The sequence below is a fragment of the Daejeonella sp. genome (assembly GCF_044232565.1).
In the GTDB taxonomy this organism is placed as follows: Bacteria; Bacteroidota; Bacteroidia; order Sphingobacteriales; family Sphingobacteriaceae; genus Daejeonella.
Genome location: NZ_JBIILQ010000163.1, coordinates 1 through 6,367, shown reverse-complemented (window position 1 = coordinate 6,367; position 6,367 = coordinate 1). Strand labels below are relative to the sequence as shown.

Annotated in this window: 6 protein-coding genes; 4 read left to right on the top strand and 2 right to left on the bottom strand. The window is 36.0% G+C overall.

Annotated elements, in window-relative coordinates:
* Window positions 1-3 precede the first annotated feature (3 nt).
* Entirely contained in the window at window positions 4-1,200 is a 1,197-nt protein-coding gene (locus tag ACILQF_RS09315; protein ID WP_395627139.1) for a pyridoxal phosphate-dependent aminotransferase, read from the bottom strand.
* Between the two features lie 124 nt (window positions 1,201-1,324).
* Here ACILQF_RS09315 and ACILQF_RS09310 point away from each other — a divergent pair, with 124 nt between their 5' ends.
* Genes ACILQF_RS09310 through ACILQF_RS09295 form a run of 4 tightly spaced genes read left to right on the top strand, consistent with a single transcriptional unit; the run spans window position 1,325 to window position 4,620 of the window.
* The gene (locus ACILQF_RS09310; RefSeq protein WP_395627138.1) at window positions 1,325-2,314 is read left to right on the top strand and encodes a cation diffusion facilitator family transporter; all 990 of its coding nucleotides are present in this window, start codon (window positions 1,325-1,327) and stop codon (window positions 2,312-2,314) included.
* Window positions 2,301-2,753, top strand: coding sequence for an NUDIX domain-containing protein (locus tag ACILQF_RS09305; RefSeq protein ID WP_395627137.1), 453 nt, complete (start codon window positions 2,301-2,303; stop codon window positions 2,751-2,753). Before ACILQF_RS09310 ends, ACILQF_RS09305 begins: the two co-directional genes overlap by 14 nt.
* Entirely contained in the window at window positions 2,735-4,009 is a 1,275-nt protein-coding gene (bioA, locus tag ACILQF_RS09300; RefSeq protein WP_395627136.1) for an adenosylmethionine--8-amino-7-oxononanoate transaminase, read from the top strand. The genes ACILQF_RS09305 and bioA overlap by 19 nt, the downstream gene beginning before the upstream one ends.
* 2 nt (window positions 4,010-4,011) lie before the next feature.
* Window positions 4,012-4,620 (top strand): hypothetical protein, encoded by a 609-nt coding sequence (locus ACILQF_RS09295; protein ID WP_395627135.1) that lies wholly within the window; start codon window positions 4,012-4,014, stop codon window positions 4,618-4,620.
* Here the strand turns inward: ACILQF_RS09295 and ACILQF_RS09290 are convergent.
* Window positions 4,617-6,367: LTA synthase family protein (locus tag ACILQF_RS09290; protein ID WP_395627134.1), on the bottom strand; the 1,751-nt coding region annotated here is incomplete at its 5' end. The genes ACILQF_RS09295 and ACILQF_RS09290 overlap by 4 nt on opposite strands.

The window sequence follows — 6,367 nt, the reverse complement described above, 5'->3', positions numbered from 1 at the left end:
TTTTTATTTTAATGCTCCGAGCGCATTTTTTATACGTTTCATAGCTTCAATCAATTTAATGTTTGCCGCTGCATAGGAAATCCGGATTGAATTTGGATCTCCAAATGAATCACCACTAACAGTAGCAACATGACCCGTGTTTAATAAGTATAATGATAGGTCTTCTGCATTTTTGATTAGTTCACCATCGGGACTTCTTTTTCCAAAGAATGAGCTCACTTCAGGGAAGAAATAAAATGCTCCGCCAGGTAAATTAACATTCAATCCCGGTATTTCCTTTAACAAGCCAAATACTAGATCGCGACGTTCTTTGAAAACAGCCTTCATCTCATAAATGGTCTCTAATCCACCTTCGTAGGCTGCTATGCCAGCTCTTTGGGTAATTGAGCAGGTTCCTGAAGTGATCTGACTCTGAAGTTTATCACAAGCCGTCGCAATTGCCTTACTACTTGCTGAGTATCCAATTCGCCATCCAGTCATAGCATAAGCCTTTGATAATCCATTTATTATAATCACTCTATCCTTGATAGATGGAAATTGTGCGATGGATTCATGATCATTTAAAAAGTTTATATGCTCATAAATCTCATCAGAAATAATATAAATATCGGGATGTTTTTCGAAAACCTTAACTAATGAAGCCAATTCCTCACGGGTATACACACTTCCCGTAGGGTTGTTAGGCGATGAAAACATGAAAAGCTTCGTCTTTGGCGTTATAGCCGCTTCTAGCTCTTCTGCGGTAATTTTAAAATCACTAGCTAAGGTAGTATTGATGAATATAGATTCTCCTTCCGCAAGCTTAATAAGTTCTGAGTAAGAAACCCAATAGGGAGTAGGGATAATTACCTCATCTCCAGGATTTACAAGACAAAGTATTGCATTAGCTAATGATTGCTTTGCCCCAGTAGAAACTACAATTTGATCGAAATCATACTCTAAATTATTCTCTCTTTTAAGCTTGTTCGCAATTGCTTTACGCAATTCTGGATATCCAGGAACAGGAGTATAATAGGAAAAATTTTGATCGATAGCCTGTTTGGCTGCTTCCTTCACAAAGTCGGGGGTGAAAAAATCTGTCTCGCCAAGGCTTAAACTGATAACGTCTACTCCTTTAGCGGCTAATTCGCGGCCCATTTTTGCCATTTTGATGGTGGCAGACTCAGAAAGGTTGTCTATGCGGTGTGATAATGTGCTCATAATTAAAACAAATATAGAAACATGACCTGCCAAAGCAAAAATTAAAGAGAATTCAAGCAAATTTTTCTTTTTTTTAATAATTGCTCTTTGCTATTGCATAAATTTACCCAAAATAATTCCTGCTTTGCAAACTCAAAAAAAAGTCATTCTGCTTTCATTGGTCGTAGGTATCTTACTTATGCTAGCCAAATTTACGGCTTATTTAATTACATCATCTAACTCCATTTTAACGGATGCAGCCGAAAGTATTGTCAATATTTTGGCCAGCCTCTTTGCTTTCTATAGTATTTATATTGCCTCTCGGCCAAAAGATCAAAATCATCCTTATGGGCATGGCAAGGTTGAATTTTTCTCCGTTTTTATTGAAGGTGCTCTTATTATCATCGCAGGAATATTAATTAGTTTTAAGTCTGTTTATAACTTATTTTTTCCACATGAAATTAGTGATCTAATTCTTGGAACAATAATAATTGGCCTTTCAGGATTAATCAACTATTTTCTTGGTTATTACCTCATCGACCAAAGCAAAAAACTGAATTCACTAACTTTATATGCGGATGGAAAACATCTTCAAACGGATGCGTTTACCAGTGCGGGGCTAGTTCTAGGTTTATTATTAATTTATACTACCGGTTTAAACTATCTTGACAGTATTTTATCCATACTTATTGGAATCTATATCGTTTACAGTGGTTATAAATTAGTGCGTAAATCGGTTTCAGGTTTAATGGATGAGTCTGATTTAGATACAACAGATGAAATTGTTGCTATCCTTAATGGGCATCGTAAAAACGCTTGGATTGATATTCATAATTTGCGAACACAGCGCTATGGCTCTGATATTCACATCGATTGTCATTTAACGCTACCATATTATTTTGATTTGAATAAAGTGCATGAGGAGGTTTCTGAACTTGATAAATTGGTGAATAATCAAGCAAATTCAAGTACCGAATTTTTTATTCATGCCGATCCTTGTATGCCACAGTGTTGTCATTATTGTAAAATGTCTGATTGTTCAGTTCGTTCTGAGCCAAAAACTCTTGATATTGCGTGGACAACAGAAAATGTAACCAAAAACCAAAAACATTTTACACCCCATGTATCAATTTAATGTCCGCGTTTATGGATTAATTTTTAATGAAAACAATCATGTCTTAATTAGTGATGAGGAAGAGTTTGGTTTTCAGTTTAGCAAATTCCCTGGTGGTGGCTTAGAGTATGGCGAGGGACTAATAGACGCATTGAAAAGGGAGTTTGTGGAGGAGTGCCAGACAGAAATTGAGGTTCTTGAGCATTTTTACACGACTGATTTTTTTATAAAATCAGTCTTTAATGAAAGTCAGGTTATTAGTGTTTACTATTTAGTAAAACCTATTTCGGCTATTGATCTTGATTTTAGAGATAAGGCCTTTGATTTTCAGACAAAAGGAGATATTCTTCAGGCTTTCCGTTGGAAATGCATTCATGAACTTAATAGGGAAGACCTGACTTTTCCTACAGATCAAAAAGTTTTAGAATTGTTAAAAGAAAAATGGCCGAAAAAAGTTTAGCTGAGCGTGATCAGGCATTAATCTGGCACCCATACACTCAAATGCAAAATGCAGCGGCTCCAATTCCTATCATTCGTGGTGAAGGGGTATTTTTATATGCTGAAGATGGGAAAAAATACTTGGATGCTATTTCTTCTTGGTGGGTTAATATTCATGGCCATTCACATCCTTACATTGCAAAAAAGGTTTCTGAGCAGTTAAACAGACTTGAGCATGTTATTTTTGCTGGATTTACACATCCTGGAGCAGTTGAATTGGCCGAACGTTTAATCAATATCCTTCCCAACAACCAAGCAAAGGTATTTTATTCAGATAATGGATCTACGGCAGTAGAAGTGGCACTTAAAATGTGTTTTCAGTTCTGGAGTAATCAAGGAATGGAGAAAACTAAGGTATTAGCATTCAATAATTCATATCATGGCGATACCTTTGGAGCCATGGCCGTTAGTGCACGAAGTGCATTTACCAGGCCATTTGATAAACTCCTTTTTGAAGTTGAATTTATTGACCTCCCCAATCAGGATAATATTGAGCAACTCAAAAAGCAAATATCTTCCTTAAAAACAGATCTATCTGTCTTTATTTTTGAACCCTTGGTGCAAGGGGCAGGTGGTATGCAAATGTATGAAGCTCAGCACCTTGACGAATTAATTAAACATTGTAGGAAGGAGAATATTCTTACCATTGCAGATGAAGTGATGACTGGCTTTGGTCGGACAGGTAGATTATTTGCCAGCAATTACCTAATTGAAAAGTCTGATTTAATGTGTTTTTCCAAAGGTCTTACTGGGGGGACAATGGCTTTAGGTATAACTACTTGCTCAAAAGCTATTTACGATGCTTTTTTGTCGGATGATAAACTAAAAACATTATTTCACGGACATTCATTCACTGCAAATCCAATTGCTTGTGCCTCAGCGCTTGCCAGTATGGATCTGCTTTTGGAACCAGAAACAGAGCAAAATCTTCATCGTATTGAAATGAAACATAAGGATTTTGCTGCAAAAATTATTTCGCATAAAAAGGTTAAATGCATCCGGCAAACGGGAACAATTTTAGCATTAGAGTGGGAAACTTTTGCTGAAACATCCTATTTTAATAGTTTGAGAGATAATTTATATAATTTTTTCCTGGATCAGGGTATAATTTTAAGGCCACTTGGCAATATTATTTACATTATGCCTCCATATTGTATTAAAAATGAAGATCTAGACTATATTTACACAAAAATTGAAGAGGCGCTTGAGCGATTTTAAATATGGATTTTAGTCAATTACTTTCAAAAATAGTTTCCGATAGCGATAAGCATGCACGCTGGTTAAACACACTTTCCTTAATGGAAAACTCAGGTGCTCGAAAAATTTCTGCCAGTGAGCATAAAAAAGATGTTACCCTCATTATTTTAAAACATGCCGCTGAAGAGCATAGGCATGCATATTATCTTAAAAAACAAATTTCAAAGCTTAGTATTGATGCTTGTCCCACTTATGCAGATCAGTATTTATTAGCGAGCTCGGATAGTAGATATTATTTAAATTTATTAGATGTACTTGTTTGCAAATACCTAAAAAGTGCGCTAAAGCTGAGCGGTAATGATCTTAAATTTGCGGCTTATCTATTAGTCACCTATGCCATTGAAGTCCGCGCAGATGAACTTTACCCAATCTACCAAAATGTTTTAGATCAGGCATCAAGCAAAGTCAATGTGAAGTCGATTATTTTGGAAGAGGAGGGTCATTTAGAAGAAATGCTCGTTCAGTTGAAGAACTTTTCTCCGGATTGGCAAAAACATGCTGATAAAGCGGTAGAATTTGAAACAAAACTGTTTATGGATTGGATTAAAGCCTTAGCAAGGGATATCAATTAATAATCTAGGTACTGTTGAAATACTTCTTGCATATGCGCTTTGCCATATCTTACTAAGTCCTTATCAATTTTAGGATTGGCAACATTTTTACGCAGAATAATGTTTTTACCTACATTGTCGAAAGAAATTATTTGATCTTTTGTGGCAAATCCAAAACCATTATCCCAATTGAAGAATGCAAAGCCCGGTGTGCTCGGATTAAATAGATTTTTGCTCCATGAATAACGTGTGGATGACATATTTACCTGATTTAATAAGCTTGTCGCTAAATCTGTTTGATTACCAAATTTATTAATTCTACTGCCTTTATATTCTGTTTTAATCACATCTCCAAAGAAAAGTAGCGGAATGCGATACCTTTTGGGATCAAATTCTGTAAGATTTGCAGGTAAACGATGGCTATGATCTGCAATAACAATAAATAAAGTGTTTTTGTACCAAGACTTCTTTTGGGCAGCAGATAAATAGGCGCCAAGACAAGAATCAGCATAAAAAGAAGTGCTTCTAAATTTATCTTCAACCTGCTCACCTTTAAATCGTTTTTCTACGGGCAATTCGAAAGGTTCATGATTAGTTAAAGTTAATATTGTTGAGAAGAAAGGCTGTTTTACAAGATCCATATCTACTAATTGTTTGCTAAAGACCTTCTCATCGTATGCGCCCCATTTGGAGTTCATGTCTTTTTTGTCGAATGCATAGTTGTCGACTAAAGTTTGATATCCATGACTCAAAACATAGGATTTCATATTAAAAAACTCACTTTCACCACCATAATAAAAAGAAGTGGCATAAGCGTTCAACTTAAATTCTTGTGCAATTCCTGGAAGCTTCTCCTGTTTCGAATTTTGCTTCATGATACTTCGAATAGCCTGAGATGGGAATGCACTGAGAGTGGCCACAACGCCTTTATCGGTGCGGCCTGCTGCAGCATAGATATTTTCGAAAAGTATGCCCTCAGTACTTAATTTATCGAAGTTCGGTGTCACTCCTTTTTCGCCACCCAAACTTCCAACTAATTCGGCGGTAAAGCTTTCAAGAATAATGAGAACCACATTAGGGCGTTCGGTGTTCATGACTTTTAGTCCCGCATCACTTGGCTTTTTGTATAGCTCGGCCACAATTTTTTTAGCTTCTGCTCTTGAAAAATATTTATAGGGATTATCCTTGCCATATTTATTGTTTAGTATATCATGAATGAGATTCCACTCAGTATTAACCGCTGCATGATTTAAGACTGTTTCATTCGAAAAGTAAGCCATGCTCTGGTTGATAGGCGATAATTGCCAACCTCCCCTAATTGTTAGAAAAAGCAAAGCTAGCATCATGAAGGCTGTACTTACTTTCTTCCACAAGGGTTCTGCATGATCTTTAATTTTGAAATCGATTGTTGTTTTTGCAAAAAATACTGAGGCGATTGAAATCCCAATTAAAATACTCAGCGATATTAAAATAGGGGATGAGGAACTTGATGCAATAGCTTCTTTAGTTGAATTAAAGGCTAGATCAAGCGCTCGATAATTAATTTTTGAACCCCATTCACGGTATAAGTTCAGGTTGAAAATTGAGAGGATTGAAAAAAAGAAAACAAAGAAAATAACGTAATATTTCCCAATACTTTCCGGGAATTTATAGCGGGGAATAAAAAGTAAAATGAGGTAAACAATAAGTGGAATTACTGAAAGGTAGGCAATCATCGAAGCATCTAAACGAAGCGCATAAAAGAAGGTGACTGCAATTTCACCTATTT

Bases quoted from the DNA above. Each gene is read 5' to 3' on its own strand.
- ACILQF_RS09315 (WP_395627139.1), bottom strand. From the start codon at position 1,200: ATGAGCACATTATCACACCGCATAGACAACCTTTCTGAGTCTGCCACC.
- ACILQF_RS09305 (WP_395627137.1), top strand. From the start codon at position 2,301: ATGTATCAATTTAATGTCCGCGTTTATGGATTAATTTTTAATGAAAAC.
- bioA (WP_395627136.1), top strand. From the start codon at position 2,735: ATGGCCGAAAAAAGTTTAGCTGAGCGTGATCAGGCATTAATCTGGCAC.
- ACILQF_RS09295 (WP_395627135.1), top strand. From the start codon at position 4,012: ATGGATTTTAGTCAATTACTTTCAAAAATAGTTTCCGATAGCGATAAG.